The organism is Methanothrix harundinacea 6Ac (assembly GCF_000235565.1).
GTDB lineage: Archaea > Halobacteriota > Methanosarcinia > Methanotrichales > Methanotrichaceae > Methanocrinis > Methanocrinis harundinaceus.
In genome coordinates, this window is record NC_017527.1 from 1507913 (window position 1) to 1528044 (window position 20132).

General features: G+C 61.0%; 23 protein-coding genes. 11 read left to right on the forward strand and 12 right to left on the reverse strand.

What is annotated here, in order from left to right:
* Positions 1-61 precede the first annotated feature (61 nt).
* From MHAR_RS07190 to MHAR_RS07235, 11 genes are all read right to left on the reverse strand, one after another.
* Complete coding sequence (locus MHAR_RS07190; RefSeq protein WP_014586948.1) at positions 62-505, reverse strand: carboxymuconolactone decarboxylase family protein; 444 nt, start codon at positions 503-505, stop codon at positions 62-64.
* Between the two features lie 9 nt (positions 506-514).
* Entirely contained in the window at positions 515-1438 is a 924-nt protein-coding gene (locus MHAR_RS07195) for a methanogenesis marker 7 protein (RefSeq protein ID WP_048144476.1), read from the reverse strand.
* Positions 1431-2006, reverse strand: a complete 576-nt coding sequence (locus MHAR_RS07200) for a methanogenesis marker 17 protein (RefSeq protein WP_014586950.1) — start codon at positions 2004-2006, stop codon at positions 1431-1433. Before MHAR_RS07200 ends, MHAR_RS07195 begins: the two co-directional genes overlap by 8 nt.
* 1 nt (position 2007) lies before the next feature.
* The gene (locus MHAR_RS07205; RefSeq protein ID WP_014586951.1) at positions 2008-3234 is read right to left on the reverse strand and encodes a methanogenesis marker 15 protein; all 1227 of its coding nucleotides are present in this window, start codon (positions 3232-3234) and stop codon (positions 2008-2010) included.
* Positions 3231-3668, reverse strand: a complete 438-nt coding sequence (locus tag MHAR_RS07210; RefSeq protein ID WP_014586952.1) for a methanogenesis marker 5 protein — start codon at positions 3666-3668, stop codon at positions 3231-3233. The genes MHAR_RS07205 and MHAR_RS07210 overlap by 4 nt, the downstream gene beginning before the upstream one ends.
* Before the next feature lie 9 nt (positions 3669-3677).
* Positions 3678-4103, reverse strand: coding sequence for a methanogenesis marker 6 protein (locus MHAR_RS07215; protein ID WP_014586953.1), 426 nt, complete (start codon positions 4101-4103; stop codon positions 3678-3680).
* On the reverse strand, positions 4104-5630 hold the full coding sequence (mmp3, locus tag MHAR_RS07220; protein ID WP_048144477.1) for a methyl-coenzyme M reductase-associated protein Mmp3: 1527 nt from the start codon (positions 5628-5630) through the stop codon (positions 4104-4106).
* A 1-nt stretch (position 5631) separates the two neighbouring features.
* On the reverse strand, positions 5632-7236 hold the full coding sequence (atwA, locus tag MHAR_RS07225) for a methyl coenzyme M reductase system, component A2 (RefSeq protein ID WP_048144478.1): 1605 nt from the start codon (positions 7234-7236) through the stop codon (positions 5632-5634).
* 202 nt (positions 7237-7438) lie between these two features.
* Positions 7439-7621, reverse strand: a complete 183-nt coding sequence (locus MHAR_RS13395; protein ID WP_143763337.1) for a hypothetical protein — start codon at positions 7619-7621, stop codon at positions 7439-7441.
* Entirely contained in the window at positions 7618-8277 is a 660-nt protein-coding gene (locus MHAR_RS07230; protein WP_014586956.1) for a UbiX family flavin prenyltransferase, read from the reverse strand. Before MHAR_RS07230 ends, MHAR_RS13395 begins: the two co-directional genes overlap by 4 nt.
* Positions 8277-9191 (reverse strand): deoxyhypusine synthase, encoded by a 915-nt coding sequence (locus MHAR_RS07235; RefSeq protein WP_014586957.1) that lies wholly within the window; start codon positions 9189-9191, stop codon positions 8277-8279. Before MHAR_RS07235 ends, MHAR_RS07230 begins: the two co-directional genes overlap by 1 nt.
* A 144-nt stretch (positions 9192-9335) precedes the next feature.
* Between MHAR_RS07235 and MHAR_RS07240 the strand changes: the two genes are divergently transcribed.
* Genes MHAR_RS07240 through MHAR_RS07290 form a run of 11 tightly spaced genes read left to right on the forward strand, consistent with a single transcriptional unit; the run spans position 9336 to position 19498 of the window.
* Entirely contained in the window at positions 9336-9731 is a 396-nt protein-coding gene (locus MHAR_RS07240; RefSeq protein ID WP_014586958.1) for an NADH-quinone oxidoreductase subunit A, read from the forward strand.
* Positions 9722-10294, forward strand: coding sequence for an NADH-quinone oxidoreductase subunit B (locus tag MHAR_RS07245; protein ID WP_014586959.1), 573 nt, complete (start codon positions 9722-9724; stop codon positions 10292-10294). Before MHAR_RS07240 ends, MHAR_RS07245 begins: the two co-directional genes overlap by 10 nt.
* Before the next feature lie 17 nt (positions 10295-10311).
* On the forward strand, positions 10312-12027 hold the full coding sequence (fpoD, locus tag MHAR_RS14075) for a F420H2 dehydrogenase subunit FpoD (RefSeq protein WP_014586960.1): 1716 nt from the start codon (positions 10312-10314) through the stop codon (positions 12025-12027).
* 12 nt (positions 12028-12039) lie between these two features.
* Positions 12040-13083 carry a F420H2 dehydrogenase subunit FpoH gene (gene fpoH / locus MHAR_RS07255; RefSeq protein ID WP_014586961.1) on the forward strand — a complete coding sequence of 348 codons (1044 nt, stop codon included), beginning with the start codon at positions 12040-12042 and terminating at the stop codon, positions 13081-13083.
* A gap of 59 nt (positions 13084-13142) precedes the next feature.
* Complete coding sequence (locus tag MHAR_RS07260) at positions 13143-13652, forward strand: NADH-quinone oxidoreductase subunit I (RefSeq protein ID WP_228369520.1); 510 nt, start codon at positions 13143-13145, stop codon at positions 13650-13652.
* 20 nt (positions 13653-13672) lie between these two features.
* Positions 13673-13972: an NADH-quinone oxidoreductase subunit J gene (locus MHAR_RS14080; protein WP_014586963.1), complete on the forward strand. Its 300-nt coding sequence runs from the start codon at positions 13673-13675 to the stop codon at positions 13970-13972.
* Positions 13965-14231 (forward strand): NADH-quinone oxidoreductase subunit J family protein, encoded by a 267-nt coding sequence (locus tag MHAR_RS14085; RefSeq protein WP_014586964.1) that lies wholly within the window; start codon positions 13965-13967, stop codon positions 14229-14231. The genes MHAR_RS14080 and MHAR_RS14085 overlap by 8 nt, the downstream gene beginning before the upstream one ends.
* 22 nt (positions 14232-14253) lie before the next feature.
* Positions 14254-14556, forward strand: coding sequence for a F420H2 dehydrogenase subunit FpoK (gene fpoK, locus MHAR_RS07275; RefSeq protein WP_014586965.1), 303 nt, complete (start codon positions 14254-14256; stop codon positions 14554-14556).
* A gap of 4 nt (positions 14557-14560) precedes the next feature.
* Positions 14561-16519: an NADH-quinone oxidoreductase subunit L gene (gene nuoL / locus MHAR_RS07280; RefSeq protein WP_014586966.1), complete on the forward strand. Its 1959-nt coding sequence runs from the start codon at positions 14561-14563 to the stop codon at positions 16517-16519.
* A complete protein-coding gene (locus MHAR_RS07285) occupies positions 16519-18018 on the forward strand; it encodes a complex I subunit 4 family protein (protein WP_014586967.1) in 1500 nt (499 codons plus the stop codon). The genes nuoL and MHAR_RS07285 overlap by 1 nt, the downstream gene beginning before the upstream one ends.
* 1 nt (position 18019) lies before the next feature.
* Positions 18020-19498 (forward strand): NADH-quinone oxidoreductase subunit N, encoded by a 1479-nt coding sequence (locus MHAR_RS07290; protein WP_014586968.1) that lies wholly within the window; start codon positions 18020-18022, stop codon positions 19496-19498.
* Positions 19499-19562: 64 nt separating this feature from the next.
* Here the strand turns inward: MHAR_RS07290 and MHAR_RS07295 are convergent, their stop codons facing one another.
* Positions 19563-20129: a DUF6691 family protein gene (locus MHAR_RS07295; protein ID WP_014586969.1), complete on the reverse strand. Its 567-nt coding sequence runs from the start codon at positions 20127-20129 to the stop codon at positions 19563-19565.
* Between the last annotated feature and the right edge of the window lie 3 nt (positions 20130-20132).

Here is a 20132-nt window from a genome sequence, read left to right on the forward strand (position 1 = left end):
GGGTACGCGACCGATGAATGGAATGCCAAAGGAATAAAAAAAGCGGAATTGGATCCCAAAATCAAATGTCCATCGGGTCCCCGTTCCCGCTCACCTGACAGACGGGGCAGGCGTCCTTCTCCTCGTTCAGCTCCCTCGTGGCCATGGCGAGGACGGTGGCGTTGGCGATGTTCCCGGCTATGAGGAGGGCGGCTCCGATCTCGTCGTCGGTGATCCCCATCCTCTTAGCGATCCTGAGGTGGAGCTTGAGGCAGTGGCTGCACCGGATCGCCGCGGCGACGGCGATGGATATCAGCTCCTGGGTCTCCAGGTCCAGGGCCTTGGAGCTTCTTATGATGGCGTTGTTGTGAAGGATCTTCGTCACCAGAAGCTCGGGCTTGTCCTTCATGAACCCGAATATATAAGGGACCTCGCCGTACGCCTTCTCGATCGACTCGAGCATATCCTCCGCCGTCTGTTCTGTGCCCTTATCGAGGATCCTCTCCAGATCTTCTTCAAAACTCATTCATCTCACCTAGACGACAAAGCCGGTTTCAGAGACGGGCAATATCCGAACGAGTATATAGTCCTTCATCCTCGACGGCATCACCTTGGCTATCTCACCCAGGGTCACCCCCTCCTCGAACCTGACCCCCGCCACCGCCTCGTGATACTCCTCATAAGGAAGCTTGATCCTCAGGCCGTTGAGGTTGAGGGCGATAGGGAGCGGCGAATGGGAGATGAGGACGTCGGGGACCTGCTCCCTCACCGCGTCCATCACCCGCGGTGGCGTGGTGGTGAGGGGGTCCTTGGAGATCGAGGTGCGGACGCTGTCGAGGGCTCTCCCCACCGCGGCGACTATGTTGTCGAGGCTTCCGATCTCCGTCGCCTTCCGGGAACGGTGGGCAATCCTGCCGACGTTTGGGACGTACTCGAAGGCGTAGGGAAGGTCTTCCTTCCTCATATCGGGTCCGCCGGTAACGATCACCGGGACGGTGAGGGTCCGGTAGAGGTGCTCCTTCTTCAGGATGCAGTCGGCGAAGTTCCCGAAGGTGAAGACGACGGCATCGTGCTCGTTGATGAGGGCGGTCTCGTACTCGTCCATCTGGGCGATCTTCTTCGCCACCCCCCGGCTCATCCCGATCATGTTGCTCTTCGCCCCGTGCCTCCTGAGGTACTCGGCGACGTCGCAGGCGGGGTGGGGGAGGTGATGGATGGCGAGGGTCGGGGTCACCACGGCGATCTCCGTACCCGCCAGTGGCGCCCGTTCCAGCTTCCCCTTCAGCTCCTTGGTCAATGCCTCCAGGACCGGCATGTCCTCGTGGGGGACGAGCATCAGAAGGATCACCTCGCTCTGGGTGACGTTCTTCTGGAGGAGGTACCCTCCCAGGTCCTCGACGAGCTCCGTCACCAGGTCGTGCTTGTAGACGCCGCCGGTGAACATCACGGGATCAAGCATCTCGCATGCCTCCGATCTTCTCCTTCGCCTCGGCGACCAGCTCGGGGGTTATCGTCTCCTCCGCCGCCAGGAAGAAGAAGCTCTCTTTTCCCATCTCGTTCCTCCGGTTCCTGAAGCCCTCGGGGGATATCCTGACGAGGGCGTCCATCAGGTCCCTGCGGAACTCCGTCTCCAGGTCCGCCACCACCAGCTCCTCGGGGGATTGGTCCGATAGGACCACCAGAACGTTCCTGTCGGGCTGCTCCACCTTCTCCCGGCCGTAGGCCTCCCAGAGGGCGCGGATGAGGCCGGCCATATGCTCCTCGTCCTCCACGGTGATCTGGTATCCGCCCTCGGCGGCCACCAGATCCCCGACGTCCCTCACCCTCAGGGGGGGGAGCTTCCCCCGGATCATCCCGAAGACGGCGAAGTAGGGGACGAGGATGTCGACGTAGACGTAGAGCCTCCCGATCGACCTGATCAGCCCCAGGTCCTGGAGGATGTCCATGATGATCTCTCGATACTTCTTCGCCCCATACTCCTCCCCGGGCATCTGGACCTCGAAGACCTCGAGGGGGTCCATCTCCATCTCAGTCCTCCACGAGCCCCGAGACGAGGAGGCTTGCTCCGACGCAACCGATGTACTGGGCGTACTCTGGGACGATCACCTTCAGCCCCAGGAGCTGCTCCATCGCCCTCGGGAGACCCTCGATGAGGGCGGTCCCGCCCACCATGATCACCGGCTCCTTCACCTCCACCTCCTGGAGCTGCTGCTCGAAGACCTGCTCGGCGACGCTGTGGCAGGCGGCCATCGCCACGTCCTCGGGCCTGGACCCCGCGGAGAGGCTGTTCACCAGGCTCTGGGTTCCGAATACTATGCAGTAGCTGTTCATGGGGACTTTTCGATGGTCTCCCTTGAGGGCGAGCTTCCCGAGCTCCGTAATCTCGACCCCGAGCCTTCTGGCCGTCAGCTCCAGAAACCTCCCTGAGGCCCCGGCGCAGATCCCGCCCATGGTGAAGGTTCCCGGGACCCCATCCTGGACGGATATCGCCTTGTTGTCCATCCCTCCGATATCTATCACCGTGGCGGCGCCCTTCTGGGAATCTGCCAGGAAGACCGCCCCCTTGGAGTTGACGGTGATCTCCTCTTGGATCAGCTTTGCGCCGAACTCTTTGCCCACGAGTTGGCGGCCGTATCCGGTCGTTCCCAGCCCCTCGATCTCCCCCCTCTCGACCCCCGCCGATTCGAGGGCGGCATTGTAGGCCGCCTCGGCGCTCTTTAGAACCTCGGTGGTGGGGACCCATCCGGTCCCTATTACCTCGTTATCCCTCATCACCACCGACTTGGTCGTCGTCGAGCCGGAGTCGATCCCGGCGGTGAGGCCGGTCTGCCTCTCCCGACTTAATAGACCCTTGAACTTGGCGGTGGTGACGAGGGCCTCCATCCTCGTGAGGAGGGTCTCGGCCGTCGTCCTCTCGGTAAAGGAGTAGCTGAGGACTGGGATCCTGGAGTTCTCGTGGATGTACTTCCGCAGCTCGCTTCTGACGATCGCCCCCTCGGCGCACCGAAAGCAGGTGGCTACGAAGACGGCGTCGGCGAGGTCGGGGTTCTCCACGATCCTGGTGGCCCTCGCCATGGCGAGGTTCAGATCGCCGCTCGCCACCTCGATCCCGAACCTCTCCTCGACGTTCCTGACGTCGTCTAGGGATACCTCAGGGAAGATGAGCTCGGCCCCCACCATCTCGGCGGCCTTCTCCAGTTCCCCCTGGACGCCGCTGTACTCGGGGCCGCAGGAGAGCTGGGCTATTCTTATCAACTCAACCCCTCCAGAAACTCCCGGATCTTCGAGACGAACCGCCGCGCTGCCAGCTCATCCCCGGGAAACTCCATCTCCAGGAGGGGTATCCTCTTGGTCCTGAGGAGGAAGCGGGTCAGCTCGTTGGTCCTGGCGCATCCTGTGCACCCCAGGGTGCACCGGTCGTTCATCACGACGATCGCCGCCTCTGCCTCCTCTATCATCGGACCGATGAGGGCCATCCGACCCCTGACACCCGAGGGGACGTCGACGGCGGCGTACTTCAGCCCCTTCTTCGGGTCCTCCGGGGTCATGTTCAGGGGAGGGGAGTCGAGACCGGGGGTGTTGACCATCTTTCTGACCTCTTTTGATACCACCAGCGCCTCGTGGCCCGTCCTCTCGACGAGGTCCGCGAGGATCATGCTGGTGGGGGGGTAAACCATGACTTTGACCATGAACCAACCTCAGGAAAACTCCTCGTTTATCATCTCTTCCAGCTCCTCCAGCCCAGGCCGCTTCTTCGCCTCGGCGGAGGGCGGGGCCTCCTCGCCCCGAAGGTCGGCCTCGAGGGCCCGGGATATCAGGGGCAGGATCTCGGACTCGTGCTGCATCATGTAGAAGCCGGGCCTGGCTCCTCCGCCTCGATGCCCCCGACACCTCCTGGGATCCCCGGGCGGAAAGCCCCGATCTTTGATGAAGATGTTGCTCTCGTCCATCTTCCTCAGCTCCTCCACCGTCGCCCTGATGTCCTCCTCCTCGCCGTCGATGATGACGCCAAAGCAGGTCTCTTTGACGTTGATATCCCGGCCGAGCTCGTATATCTTGAGAGCGATGTCGGAGGGGAGGACGTCGGACTCCTGGCTCGTCACCACGTACTTGGTAGCCTTCACCTATCGCACCTCCAGAACGTAGACGGTCTCCTCCTCCCTGACGTTCCGGAGCTTCTCCAGGTCGAGGATCCGACCGACGATGTTGGTCGCGAGGAACTTCTCCCCCGAGGGTCCGTACCTGGGGTCGTCCTGCAGCTTCACCCCCACGAGGCCGGCGTTCTTCGCCGCCTGGTTGGTCACCCCGATCTCCCCGGCCCTGACCATATCGACGGGCTTGTTCTCGGGGAGGATCTCCTTGTAGCTTGTGGCGGAGATGGCGGGCTTGAAGAGGATGGTCTTCTCGTAGACGAAGTAGACGGGCAGAGGACCCACGGGCTTCTCTTTCAGCCCTACCACGTGCCTGAAGTAGTCCAGAGTCTTGGGGGCGAGGTCGTCATAGAGCTCGATCGCCACCATCCGGTCGGCGGGGATCGAGGTGACGGAGACCCGCCCCTCCCTCAGGATCTGCATGGTGGTGACGGGCCTCTGCTCCACCACCACAGCGTCGTCGCCGGTATATCCTTCGACCTCAAACTCCAGCCCCCGGTCGACGGCGGTCCGCTCCGCCTCTTTGAGGGAGAGCCCCATCAGCATGATCCTCTCGGGCTTCACCTTCGCCGCGAGCCTCATCCCGGGGCCTGCCAGCTTCACCAGGTCCATCCCGGAGGTGACGGTCCCCACCACCGATTGGCTCGGGGTCGACGTCCTGTCCGCCTTGTAGATGAAGATCCGGCCGAGGCCCCTTCCCGTGGTCCTGATGGTGACGGCCCCCTCGGCGCGAGGCTCCCGGTTCTCAAACTCGATCCGCTCTCCCAAAAGGACGTCGGAGGACGCGTAAGAGCTGGAGGTCCCGTCGACGGCGAAGACCCCGTCCCTCGTCGCCGCCAGGAAGAACTCCGCCCCCTGGGGGGCCTCCTCCAAAAGTTCGACCTCTATCCTGGTGTAGATCTCCATCCCGTCGGTCAGAGGGAGCGAGAGGTCTCGGGTCACCATCTTATCGGAGAGGGCGGACCATTCCACTATCGGCTCCGCCTCCAGGATGGCGTCGCCCTTCTCCAGCCTTCCCAGCAGGTCTTTGCCCCCCACCACCGCAGCGAAGACCCCCCGGTTCTCGCCGGGGGCGCCGTAGGCTGCCGAGTGCCTCCTCCTGGCGAAGATCACCTGGGTCTTATCCGCCTCAAAGCCGCTGGTGCCGAATATCACCTCCCACCGGTCGTACTCGTTCTCGCCCCGGGTGGGGGCGATCGCCGTTCCCACCGGCCCGAAGGCGACTGCAGCGCCGTCGCTCCACCGCGCCTGGAGGCCGGATATCTGGCTGACCGCCTGGTGCCATGGGCCCACCAGGCCCGTATCCAGAAGCTCGATCCTCAGCTTCCCTTTGGTGGTGTTCAGCCAGTAGGAGTTGGTCTCCCGCGCCTCCTCTTCCCGGCCCCGGACGATCCCGATGATCGCCCCCTCCCCCGGCGACGCGCCCGCCGCATCCAGGGCGTCTTTCAGGGTCGAGCCGTCCGGAAGGGTGACCTCCGCCCCGTCCACAAAGACCTTCAAGTTAACTCCCCAGCATCTCCTCTTCTTCCTCTTTGGTCATGAGCGAGAGGACGCCCTCAGGGGTTCCTACGTGGACGATCTTCCCGTTCCGCATCAAGGCCGCCCGGTCGCAGACGTTCTGGACGAAGTCCATGTCGTGGCTGACGATGAGGAAGGTCTCGCCGAGCTCGTCCCTGGCGTTGAGGACGGACTTGGAGACGTCGATCTTGGTGATGAGGTCCATCGTCCCCGTCGGCTCGTCCAGGACCACGATCCTCGGCTCCTTGATCAGGACCTGGGCCATGGCGACCCTGTGCCTCTCCCCCTCGCTCAGCTCGTTGGGGTTCTTGGTGAGGACCCTCTCCGCCTCCTCCTCGGAGAAGCCGACGGTCACCAGGGTGTGGATCGCCTTCCTCTCGGCGAGCTCGAAGGGGAGGGAGAGCCCGATCGACTCGGTGAGGTTGTCGATGACGCTCCGGTAGGGGTAGAGGGTGTACTCCTGATGGAGCATCCCCATGTACTTCGTCGCCCTCCCCTTATGATCGGCCCCCAGGATCGTCATGTCGACCCAGTCATCGCCGACCCTGCACCAGATCCCGCCGCTGGTGGGCATGACTATGCCGTTCAGCATCTTGGAGAGGGTGGTCTTCCCGGCGCCGCTCGTCCCTACGAGGCCGAAGATCTCCCCCTCGTAGACCTCCAGGGATACCTCGTCGACGGCCCGGACGACGCCGCGGTCTATGCTGATGTACCGCTTGGAGAGGTCTTTGCACCGGATGATCGGCGACCCGACGTCGGTCTTCTTCCTGTCCTCGATCTTCCCGGCCATGGCTACGAACTTTCCGGCGATCTTGGAGGGCTCGCCGATGGAGACGATCTCGCCGTGGTCCAGGAGGACCGCCCTGTCCGTCAGCTCCACCATCACGTCCGGCCAGTGGCTGGTGATGATCATCGTCATGTTGAAGTCGTCCACCGCCCGCCTAATGCTCTCGTGGACGAGGTCGGCGGTCTTCGGGTCCAGGGTCCCCGAGGGCTCGTCGGCGAGGAGCATCATCGGGGACTTGGCGAGCTGCCGGGCGAGGACGACCCTCTGCTTCTCGCCCCCGGAGAGCTCCCTCGCCACGTGCATCATCCTGTGGGACATGTTCACCTCGTCGAGGAGGTCTGCAGCCCGGTTGACGCTGATCGAGCCGCCGCTCGCCTCCTCTACGGCCCGCATTACGTTGACGATGACCCTCTCGTCGCCGTAGAGGGCGAAGGTCCTCTGAAGCATGATGGCGATCCTGCGAGATACATCCCTCCTCTTGGGATCGTTGATCCCGAGAGATACGAAGTCGGCTTCGAAGGGCTGGAAGGTCCCGCCGCACCTGCAGCTCTCGCCGGCCCTGCTCGGCGGCTCGACGTGGCTGCACTGGGGACATCTTGCTACGTGGTAGATGACGCTCCCGGTGATCTCCTCGAAGGGCTCGACACCCCGAAGGACGTGAAGGAGGACGCTCTTCCCCGACCCGCTCCTTCCCAGGATGCCGAGGGACTCCCCCTCTTCAATCTCCAAATTGACGTGGCGGAGCGCTTCGACTTCGCCAAACTTCACCGTCAAGTCCCGGATCTCAATAAATGGTGTCAAATTATCATGCCTCGAATTGGTATTGCAAACGACCTACGAACCATCCCGAATTTAAGTTTATCCGAGACCGTCCCGCCAGAGACCGCCGTCATCGATCATCAACTTCGATTACATATATCATCCAGCCATGGCCCGGCCTCTCGATGTAGGAAAGTCTCCTCCGACGACCCGCCGAAGATCTTCGGGCTTGATCGGGTGATCCCTATCCCTGCCCTCCCTTCTTGAGGAGAAACTCTTTGTCCAGGTGAGCCTTGTGAGCAGCCTCGAGACATTCCTTACATACGTGAAAAACCGTGTCCTTCAGGCCGTGTATGGTAGCTTGTTTCGCTTTTACAGGCAGCGTCTCCTTGTCAACAGCACAGATTTGACATTTCATCCAGGTCACCTCTTTCCAATCTGGTTTTCGTCGTTATAAGCATTTCCGCTCAGGGGCGTCCTCCACCGCTGGTAAAGGTCGTGCTCAACCTCCAGGAGGTCCAGGATCCTCCCCACCACCGCGTCCACCATCCCCCCGATCGTCTCCGGCTTGGAGTAGAATCCCGGAGACGGCGGAAGGATGATCGCCCCCGCCTCCGTCGCCGCCACCATGTTCTTCAGGTGGACGAGGTTCAGGGGCGACTCCCGGGGGACGAGGATCAGCCTCCTCCTCTCCTTAAGACAGACGTCCGCCGCCCTGGTGATGAGGGTATCGGATACCCCGCTGGCGATCCCCGCCAGGGTCCTCATGCTGCAGGGGGCCACCACCATGGCGTCGAATTTGCAGGAGCCGCTGGCGATACATGCGGTGAAGTCCCGGGGCGAGTAGACCCGGTCCGCCATCATCTCCACGTCGATGGGGCTCTCCTCCGTCTCGATCTCGATGATCCTCCGGGCGGCCTCCGTCATCACCAGGTGGGTCGTGGAGCCCAAATCCGCCAGGACCTCCAGGAGCCTGATCCCGTATACGACCCCGGAAGCGCCGCTGATCCCCACCACCACGTCCACTACTTTTCCCGTCCTCTTAATGGTATCACATCCTCCTACTAATTGGCCCCCCCCCATCAGCCCCTCCCGGCTAGCCGGGTCAGGGTCGAGGCCACCATCAGGGGGAAGTTGATGGTGGCGTCGCCGTAGACCGTCACCTTCCTCGCTCCCGGGGAGATCTTCCCCCAGGATACCGCCTCGGAGAGGGACGCCCCCGAGAGCCCCCCCGCCTCGGGCCTGTCCGTGGTGAGCTGGATCGCGAGGTCGAAGCTGTTGGGGGTGACGAGCATCGCCTGGAGGGCGAAGTTCTTGGGGACCCCCCCTCCTATTATTACTATCCCGGATCGCTCCGCTCCGTAGCAGATATCCACGAGCTCCCCCACATCACCGAAGAGGTCGACCTCCAGGGGGTGGGTCTGGCGGAAGAGCCAGGCCTGCAGCCCTATCATCGAGTCCGAGAGGGCGGGACAGAAAACGGGAACTCTGGCGTCGGCGGCCGCCCGGAGGATCGACCTTTCGTCCTCGATCCCGCTTCCCAGAACCCTCAGAAGCTCGGTCCCCGTCATATCCTTCCCCTGGGGGAGGATCTCCTGGAGGAGCTCCTCGAACCGGACGAAGTCGTCGTCTCCGACGTAGACGTCGTATATCCTGCTCACCCCCGACTCCCTCAGCTCGGAGTCGGAGGCCTCGGGATCTCCCAGGACGTGGTGGCTGAAACCCTCTATTATATCGTGGACGAGGTTTGCTCCCGTAGTGACGAGGACGTCTATCCTCCCGTCCCGGATGAGGGATGAGAGTATGTTCCTCATCCCGGCGGGGACCATCGCGCCGGCCAGGGTGAAGAACCTGGTGTACTCTCCCGACTGCATCTCCTCGTAGATATTTACGGCTTCGGCAAGCCTCCTCGCCCCAAAGCCGCAGCCCTCCATCATCCTCACCAGCTCGTCTGCACCCATCCCGGCCTTTATCTCCATCTGCCTTATATAATCCACCTAAACTCACCCATATTATGCCAGTTTGAAGCCTTTTAGGACCGACCGCATCACTGCTTAGCGGTAGTGATGCTAATCGATTTTCTCATAAACCTTTTATATCAGTACCTTGTGTTTAGCTCTTACGGCTAATGGAGGTAAAAAATGAGCGGCGAATTGGTGGCAGTGGACTATTATATCCCACTTATTATGTTTCTGATAATAGGTGCTCTTGTGCCCATAGGCGCGCTGGCTGCCGTGAAGATCATATCTCCTCAGAAGTCAACTTTTCAGAAGCGGGCGACCTACGAGGGCGGGCTTAGACCGATACGGGAGGCGATAATCCAGTACAACGTCCAGTATTATCTCTTCGCCATCGTCTTCGTAATCTTCGATGTGGAGGTTCTCTTCCTCTATCCCTGGATCTACGTCTACGCTTCCGAGGCGATCCCTGCCTTCGGCGGAGTGAGCATTGCCATCACCGGGATGCTGATTTTCATCGTAGTGCTCCTGATCGGGTTGCTCTACGACATTAAGAAGGAGGCATTGCGTTGGGTATAAGTGATGTCATACCTCTTCCTGTTGCTGTTGATAAGGAGCTGGAGAAGTGGACGATCTGGGGGCGGCCCCTGACGGACGTCTGGTTCACCACCACGGAGAAGATCCACGAGATCATCGATATGGGCCCCATCAAGAACGTCCTGAACTGGGGGAGGAAGAACTCTCTCTGGTTCTTGATGCAGCCCATGGGGTGCTGCGGCGTCGAGATGCTCGTCTTCGGATGCCCTCACTATGACTGCGACCGTTTTGGGATCTTCCCCCGGGCAACCCCCAGACAGGTCGACGTCATGATCATCAGCGGCTACATAACCAGAAAATACCTGCCGGCGATCAAGAACCTCTGGGAGGAGATCCCTGAGCCCAAGTGGGTCATGGCGATAGGCGAGTGCGCCATCTCCGGCGGGCCCTTCTACGACTCCTACAACATAATAAATGACACCAGCAAGTTCTTCCCCATCGACGTCTTCATCCCGGGCTGTCCGCCACGCCCCGAGAAGTTCATCGAGGGATTCAGGGGGCTGCAGGAGAAGATCAAGCAGCGCGAGGATAAGAGGGGCTATTAGAGAGGAGGAGTTCACCGTTGACAACTGCAAATGATGTCTTGGCAGCCCTGCAGTCGGCCTTTCCGGGAGTGATCGAGGAGTCCAAGGTCGGTCCCGAACGGCAGCTCTGGGCCACCATCAAGCCGGACAGGATCGTGGACGTATGTAAGTACCTGAGGGACAACCACGGCTTCGACCACTACTCCGGCGCCGTCGGCGTGGACAGGATCAACGAGGGCCTCTTCGAGGTGACGGAGATGCTGGCGAGCCACGGCTCCCACCAGGTGGTGGCGCTCCTGAAGGTGAAGACCAAGAGGGAGAGCCCGTCGGTCAAGTCCCTGACGGGGCTCTACTGGAACGCCAACTGGTACGAGCGGGAGATCTGGGAGATGCTGGGGATCAACTTCGAAGGACACCCTGAGCTCTATCCCCTCCTCCTCGCCGACGAGCTGGTGGGGGTCTGGCCCTGGAGGAAGGACTTCCTCGGCTACCCCGACTACACCACCGCCGACAGGGCGATAGAGAAGGTCAATGCCGAGGGGTACACCGATTATTCCTTCAGACCCACCGAGGCTGAGATCAAGGCGGGGACCGTCCCGGTGGAGAGGCCGAAGTACCCCACCTTCCGGGAGCGGGAGGAGATGGAGATCAAAGGCAGCTCTGAGATGATCCTCCACATGGGCCCCCAGCACGCCGTCGTCCCCGGCCCCTTCCTCCTGGATCTCCTGGTGGACGGGGAGAGGGTGAAGAAGGCCTTCCTGGACGTGGGCTACATCCACAAGGGGATCGAGAAGATCATGGAGAACCGGACCTACCAGCAGGGGATCCCCATCACCGACAGGCTCTGCTACATGGCCGCCATCACCAACAACGAGGCCTACTGTGGAGCCGTGGAGAGGCTCCTCGGAATCGAGGCTCCCGAGAGGGCCCAGTACATCCGGATGATCCTCCAGGAGCTCTCGAGGATCCAGAGCCACCTCCTGGGCACCGGCGAGTTTCTCACCCTCATCGCGTCCGCCGTCTACTCGCCCTTCCTCTACATGATCATCGACCGGGAGGACGTCTTAACCTGCATCGAGAGCGTCACCGGAGCGAGGATCAACCACAGCTTCGTCCGCTTCGGCGGGGTCCGAAACGACCTTCCTGACGGCTTCAAGGACATGACCCTGGACACCCTCAAGATGATCCGGGAGAAGACCGCGGAGTACAAGGATCTCTTCTCTTCCGACAGCATCTACCGGAAGAGGATGGAGGGGATCGGGACCCTCTCGCCCCAGGATGCTAGGAGGCTCGGAGTTTCAGGCCCGCCCCTGAGGGCGTCGGACACCCCCTACGACATGAGGCGGGAAGATCCTTACCTCCTCTACCGGGATATGGACTTCGAGGTGATCACCAGGAAGGAGGGAGACTCCAAGGCTCGGGTCGAGGTGAGGCTCGACGAGATCCTGGAGAGCTGCTACATCATAGAGCAGTGCCTCGACCAGATCCCGAACGGTCCCATCATGGCCGAGGGCGTCCCCAAGAAGATCAAGCCCGAGCCTGGCGAGGCCTACTACCGCGTCGAAGACCATCGGGGAGAGATGGGATTCTTCGTGGTGAGCGACGGGTCCGACAAACCGGTGAAGGTGAAGGCTCGAGGTCCCGTCTACGCCTACTTCCAGGCCCTTCCCCCGCTCCTGGAGGGGGTATACATAGCCGACGTGGTCGCCATCGCGGGCAGCATGGACGCTTGCACCAGCGAGGTGGACAGGTAGGAGGGAACGAACTTGGTATTATCTGCGATCACAGAATTTGCAGCCCAGGAGCCTAAGATATACGCTCTGATCATCGGGCTCATCGCCGCCGCCATCCTCGCCTCCGTCATCAACGTGGTGGCGATGCTCTTGGTCTGGCTCGAGAGGAAGGTCATGGGCGACTTTCAGGCTCGGTACGGGCCGAACAGGGTCGGCGGCCGGTGGGGCGTCCTTCAGCTCGGCGCTGACGCCATCAAGCTATTCACAAAAGAGGATGTCATCCCCCGGGGAGCGGACAAGCCCGTCTTTGTCTGGGCTCCCATCGTGGCGGTGGCGACGACTATGCTGGTGGCGGGGGCCCTCCCCTTCGGAGCCGTGATCATAGACGGCAGAGAGATCCCCCTGGTGGTGGCCAACATGGACATCAGCGCCTTCTACATCGAAGCGGCGCTGAGCATCATGGCGATATCCGCCTTCATGGCTGGCTGGTCCTCCAACAACAAGTACTCGATGCTGGGAGCCTTTCGAGGCATCGCCAGGATGATCGCGTACGAGGTTCCGATGGGGGTCTGCGTCATCAGCGTCGCCATCATGGCCCACAGCCTGAACGTGGTGGAGATCGTCCATGCCCAGCAGGGGATCTGGTTTGCCCTGGCCCAGCCGATAGGTTTTGTCATCTTCGGCATCGCCCTCATCACGGACTTGGGGAGGATGCCCTTCGACCAGACCGAGGCTGAAGAGGAGATCATAGCCGGCTACAACACAGAGTACAGCGGCATCCGGTTCGGCCTCCTCTACTTCCAGGAGTATATCGTGATGCTCCTCGGGTCGATCCTCCTCGTCCACCTCTACCTCGGTGGCTGGAACGGCCCCGTCATCCCGGTGATCTCCTTCATATCACCTATGATCTGGTTCTTCATGAAGCTCGTCATAGTGCTGGTGGCCCTGATATGGATCAGGGTATCTCTGCCGCGGTTCAGGATAGACCAGGTCACGGACCTGGGATGGAAGATCCTTCTGCCCCTCTCGATGGTCAACCTCGGATGGGCGGTCGCCGTGGGGCTTTACTTCGCATGAGGTGACGATCTATGGTCCTCAAGAACCTCAAAATGACCTTTAAGCGGGCAACAAGCGGCGTGGAGGTCACCCGTCTCTATCCAGAGAAGATCATGGATCTTCCCGATGCGGAGAGGGGGGTCCACGTTCTGGAGATCAGGAAGTGCATAGGATGCGGAGCGTGTGCACGGATCTGCCCCAACGACTGCATCAAGCTCGTGGCCTACTCCCGCGGAAACCCGGTCAAGAACAAGAAGCTCCAGTATCCTCAGATAGACTATGGCAGGTGCATGTTCTGCGGCCTCTGCGTCGACGACTGCCCTGCCAGCTGCCTGATTATGTCCAAGCAGTTCGAGATATCGGGCTGGAACAGGGAAGACATAATCTACGACCCTGAGGATATCGCCGTCGGCCTCTACTCCGACCAGGAGCTGGCCGAGCTCGCCGAGGAGGCGAGGAAGGCCGAAGAGGAGAAGAAGAGGAAGGCCGCCGAGGCAGCCAAGGCCAAGAAGGAGAAGGCAGCCAAGGCCGCCGATGAAGGAGATAAGGGATCCGGCGAAAAGGCCGCAAAGAAGAAGAAGGCAGAATAAACATCGGAGGGTGAGACAGGATGATAGATCTGACTCAATTTTATGATATAAGGTTCCTGATTGAGCTGGGAGCTTTCTCTCTGCTCGCAGTGATCATCCTCGGCCTCTCAATCCTCACCGTCTACTCCAGAAATATAGTCCACAGCGGCCTTTACCTCCTGGGGAGCTTCGCCGCGGTGGCTGCGTTATACATATTCCTGAACGCCACCTTCGTCGGAGTGGCCCAGGTTCTGGTGTACATCGGAGCGGTTGGGGTGCTGATACTCTTCGCAATAATGCTCACAAAGAAGACGCTGATGGAGGAGGAGACCCATGGTTAAGGTCAAGACTTCGATTCTGATGTTGATCTTCCTGGCCACGCTGATCGTCCTCCTTGCAGCGACGCCTTGGGGCGGCGAGGAGATGGGTTCGTACAGCTTCGAGCCTAGAGAGGGGAATAGGGCCCCGGAGAGCGGGATAGGGGACATCGGCGTCGAGATCTTCACGTTGTACATCGTCGCCTTCGAGGTCCTCGGCCTGGTTCTCCTGGCAGCCATGATCGGGGCGATATACGTCGCAAGAAAGGAGTTGCCAAGATGACGGGGTGGAGGGAGGAAAAGAGATGATCCCACTGGTGCTATACGTGCTGCTGGCGTCGGCGATGTTCACCATCGGCCTTTATGGCCTTCTGACCCAGCGGAACGGTATCAAGCTTATGATGTGCGTGGAGATCCTGCTGAACAGCGCAAACATCAATCTGGTGGCGTTCTCGGCTTACCTGCCCAACGTAAACGGCCAGGTCTTCGCCCTGTTCTCCATCGCCCTCGCCGCTGCGGAGGCGGGCGTTGGATTTGCCATATTGATCACGCTGTACAGGCTGTACGGAACCATAGAACTGGACAACATCAACGCTCTGAGGTGGTAAAGGGATGTACCAAGATTACGCCTATCTGATCGTGGGGCTGCCGGTACTGGCCTTCGTCCTCACGATCTTTCTCGGCTGGCATCTGCCAAAGGGAGGCGGGTTCTTCACGGTTCTGGCAACCTTCGCAGGGTTCATACTCTCCTTCGGTATATTCAGGGAGATATACCCCAACGACGAGATCGTCCACCAGTCGATGCACTGGTTTGCGAGCTTCAACGCCGGGATCCTGATCGATCCCCTGGCGATAGTGATGCTCCTGATGGTCACCTTCGTCTGTACCCTGATTCACACCTATGCCCTAGGGTACATGGAGGGGGACCCCGGGATGGCCCGGTACTTCGCCGAGGCCGGCCTCTTTACGGCGGCGATGCTCGGCCTCGTCTTCTCGGACAACCTGCTCCAGCTCTTCATCTTCTGGGAGCTCGTCGGACTCTGCTCCTACCTGCTCATCGGGTTCTGGTACCGAAAGCCCTCGGCGGCCTCCGCCGCCAAGAAGGCCTTCCTGGTGACCAGGGTTGGAGACGTGATGTTCCTCGCGGGGATAGTCCTTCTCTATACCAACATGGTGAAGCTGAACCTCGTCCTGCCTGAGGGGGCTTACCTCCTCCAGTTCCAGACGATATACGACAGCCTGACCCTGATACCGCCAGACCAGCTCACCTGGATCGCCATCTTCCTCTTCGGAGGGGCCGTCGGCAAGTCCGGTCAGTTCCCCCTGCACGTCTGGCTTCCCGACGCCATGGAGGGTCCCACCACCGTCTCGGCGATGATCCATGCCGCGACGATGGTTACCGCCGGTGTCTATCTGGTGGCGAGGATGTTCCCGCTCTTCTACGCGGCCCCCAACGGCCTCACCGTCGTCGCATACGTCGGCGCCTTTACGGCGCTATTCGCGGCAACGATGGGCCTGGTGATGTTCGACATCAAGAGGGTCCTCGCCTACTCGACGGTCAGCCAGCTCGGTTACATGATGGCAGCCCTGGGGTTCGGCGCTGCCGTAGGGGCTACGGCCGTGGGCGTCTCCATCTTCCACCTGATCGGCCACTCCTTCTTCAAGGCCCTCCTCTTCCTCTGCGCCGGTAGCGTCATCCACGCCGTCGGCACCAACGACATGAGGGAGATGGGAGGGGTCCTGAAGCACATGAAGTGGACCGGCCTGACGATGCTCGCGGGCTCCCTCACCCTGGCCGGGTTCCCCTATACCACCGGGTTCTTCAGCAAGGACGAGATCATCATCCTCGCCTTCGAGAACGGAGCCTTCGGCCTCGGATGGATCCCGTACGTCTTCGTTATCCTCGCCGCCCTCTTGACGGCGATCTACACCTTCCGGCTCTGGTTCCTCACCTTCGACGGCGAGGCGAGGAGCGACTACCACAAGCACGAGTCCCCCTGGATCATGCTGGGACCCCTGGTGATCCTGGCGATCTTCGCCCTCTTCATGGGGATGCCTTCCCAGGAGGGGTTCTACCACTACGTCGGAAACAACTTCGATCACTTCGGGGTAGACTTCGAGGAGCTGGCGGTGATCGGGGGCCATCACGTCTCCCACGCTCACGTCCACGAGCCGCTGATCTTCAAGCTCCTGCCGATCATCATCGGAGTCGGCGGCATCATCGTCGCAGCCCTCTTCTACTCGCGGTGGAAGAGGTTCGATCCGGGGATGGTCACCTCGGAGAGGGATCCCCTTCGGAAGATCCTCCTCAAGAGGTACTACCAGAACGAGATCTACACCCTCTGGTTCGCAGAGAAGGTGGTCTACGGTATAGCCATCGTCTCCAACATGATCGACCTCAAGATCATCGACGGAGCGGTGAACAAAATTAGCGCCATATCCGTCGGAATCGGCGGGACGGTCCGCAAGCTCCAGACCGGGGTGATCCAGAACTACCTCACCGCCATAGTCCTGGGAGTTGCGGTCCTGCTGATACTTATTCAGCTGGCGTCGATGGGGGTGGCGATATGATGGATAACGCCATATCGTTGATGATCGCCTTACCTCTCCTGGCAGCGGTAGTGGCCTTCTTCGCCGGAAGGTTGGCGAAGTACGCGGCCCTGATCGGGTCTCTAGTGCCTCTGGCGATATCCCTCCAGATGTTCCAGGAGTTCGACAAGACCTCGAACGCTATGCAGTTTGTGGAGAGCTACGACTGGGTACCCGCCCTAGGCGTCAAGTACACCGTGGGCGTCGACGGCATTGGGCTTCCCCTGATCCTCCTCTCCACCATTGTGAGCATCCTCGTGGTGGTATACTCCTGGGGCGAGAAGACGAGGTCCAACCAGTTCTTCGCCCTCCTCCTCCTCAACGAGGTGGGGGTCCTCGGAGTCTTTACAGCCCTCGACTTCTTCCTATTCTACATCTTCTGGGAGGTCGTGCTGATACCCATGTTCTTCCTGATAGGGATATGGGGCGGTCCGAGGAAGGACTACGCTGCGATTAAGTTCTTCATCTACACTCACGTGGCGAGCCTGATAATGCTCTTATCCATATTCGGGCTCTACTTCAGCTACAGGACGCCTGAGGGCATGAGGACCTTCGACATGATGACCCTCCTCCAGGCGACGGGAGATTCGACGATCTTCTCGCCGATGCTCCTGAACTTGATCTTCTTCGGGCTCCTCTTCGGGTTCCTGGTGAAGATGCCCGCGGTCCCCTTCCACACCTGGCTGCCGGACGCTCACGTCGAGGCGCCGACGGCGGGGTCCGTCCTCCTGGCGGCCTTACTCCTGAAGATGGGAGGCTACGGCCTCTTCAGGATCGTGATGCCGATGCTCCCGAACGTCTCCAGCCACTACATCACCCTGATGGCGGTGATAGGGGTCATCAGCATAATTTACGGCGGCTTCCTGGCGCTGGCCCAGAAGGACCTGAAGAAGATGGTCGCCTACTCCAGCGTCAGCCACATGGGGTACGTCCTCCTCGGAGCGGGGGCCCTCAGCGTCCTATCGGTCCAGGGGGCTATGTTCCAGCAGTTCAGCCACGGGCTGATCACCTGCGTCCTCTTCATGTCCGCCGGAACGATCCAGCACACCGCTGGCACCAGGATCATCTCCGATCTCGGCGGCCTATCCGATAGGATGCCGAAGTTTGCGGTCCTGATGCTGGCCGGGTTCATGGCCTCTCTCGGCCTTCCGGGGATGTGCGGCTTTGTAGCAGAGGTCTCGGTCCTGGCCGGGGCGTATCAGAACCTCCCCGTCTACGTCCTGATAGTGATCTTCGGCGGCATCGCCGTCACCGCAGGCTACCACCTGTGGGCGATGCAGAAGGTCATGTTCGGGCCGATCCTGAAGAAGTACCTGGATCTCAAAGATCCTCATTCCTACGAGATCCTCTCCATGAGCATCCTCATCCTGCTCATAATCTACTTCGGGGTCCAGCCGGCGACGATCACGGACATCATGGGCGTGGCAGCCCAGCCGCTGGTCGATCCGTTTACCGCTATCGCTCAGGCGGGGGTGATCTGAAGTGACACTGACATTCGGTGACTATCTCTCTATCTTCGGGGCAGAGGCTCTGCTGACGGGGCTATCGCTGGTGATGGTCCTCATCGGCCTGTTCATGAAGAGCAAGAACCTGATGGGATACCTGAGCCTGGCGGGGCTGGTCGCCTCTTTGTTCCTGGTGATGGGCGCTGACATGACCAAAGGCCCCCTGATCTTCGGGACGCTGGAGGTCGACGCCCTATCCCAGTTCTTCAAGCTCGTCTTCGTCGCAGTCGCCCTCATCGTGGTGATGGCAGGTCTGAGCAGGTACAAGGACAGCCCCGCCCAGGACGAGTTCTACATCCTCCTCCTCCTGGCCACCGTGGGGATGATGGTCGTCGCCAGCTCCATCGACATCGTCACCCTCTTCGTAGGGTTTGAGCTGGCAAGCCTCGCCACCTACGCCATGGCGGCCTTCGACAAGGAGAGGCAGAACCTGGAAGCTGCGATGAAGTACTTCATCTTCGGATCGGTCTCGTCGGCGATGATGCTCTTCGGCTTCTCCCTCCTATACGGCCTCTCGGGAACGACGAGGCTAGCGGAGATCGCCGCCGCCTCCGTGGAGACGATGGGACCTGCGACCCTCGTCGCCCTCCTCTTCGTCGTGGCGGGCTTCGGGTTCAAGATGGCCCTCGTCCCCTTCCACATGTGGGCTCCCGACACCTACGAAGGGGCTCCGACGATCGTGACGGCCTTCCTTGCGGCGGGCTCGAAGAAGATGGGGTTTGTCGCCGCCTTCAAGGTCATCTTCATCGCCCTGATAGCCCTCCGGTTTGAGTGGTACTTGGCCTTCGCCATCCTGGTGGCGATAACCATGACCCTCGGGAACGTCGTGGCCATCTGGCAGAAGAGCGTCAAGAGGATGCTCGCCTACTCCAGCGTCGCCTACGCCGGGTACATCGCCATCGCCTTCGTCGTCGTCGGAGCCGCAGAGCACGGCGGCCTCGACCTGGCGGTGGCGCAGAACGGCCTGGCGAGCGGCCTGATGCTCATCCTCGGCCACGCCTTCATGAAGACCGGGGCCTTCATCGCCGCCGCCGTGGTCGGGTACATGGCCCTCTCCGAGGGGAGGAAGAACCCCGACGACCTGGAGCAGTATGCGGGCCTCGGCCGAAGGGCGCCGATAACCGCGTTCTGCATGCTGATCTTCCTCTTCTCGCTATCGGGGATCCCCCCGACGGCGGGGTTCGTCGGGAAGTTCATGCTCTGGGGCTCGGCGATCGACTCCGGCCTCGTCTGGCTGGCGGTGCTATTCGCCCTCAACAGCGCTCTCTCCCTGTACTATTACCTTAGGGTGATCATGTACATGTACGTCAGAGAGCCCGCGGGCGGGAAGATCATCGAGCCGAAGGGGTACGTCCTGGCCATGGTCGCGGCCCTGGTGGTCGTCATCTGGATCGGCGTCTTCCCCCAGGCCTTCGTCGACTTCGCCTACAGTGCAGCAGGGGTTCTGCTGCACTGAAAACTTTCTTTTTTCTCGCACCATTTTGACTTCCGATCGTTTTTAAAGCCGAGATTGCTCCCGATTAGAACCCCGTCTCTTCGATCCAAAATAGAACTCCCAAAAGGATCAGAGCCGTCGGGATCACCACCATCCAGGGGTTCACCCCCAGGATCTCGGGGATCGTCTTATCCCCGAACTCGCCCCTCCTCAGCACCCGCTCTTCGAGGCTGGGGTACCTCCAGGCGAAGATGCCGGCCCCGAGGAGGATCCCGCCGACGCCACCCAGGAGGGCGTCGATCGACCCCTGGCCGACGGCCCCGGCCGCCGTCCCCGGGCAGTAGCCGAGGAGGCCGAAGCCGACGCCGAAGATGAGGCCGCCCAGGGCCGAGGAGCCCCAGGAGCCGGCCTTGGGGTGGAGGCTCGCGAGGCCGAGGCTTCGCAGGAGGTGGATCCCGACCATGCCGACGATCACCGCCGAGGCCATCACCTTGAAGACGGTGAAGTCGGCGAGGAGGAGCTGGCCGACGATGACGTCGTATCTGGTGACCCCCCCCTTCTGGAGGAGGAAGCCGAATCCGATCCCGATGAATAGGCCGATGGCGAGCTGGGCCCGGTGGTTTGATCGCAGATCTTCAATTGCCAAATCCATCAC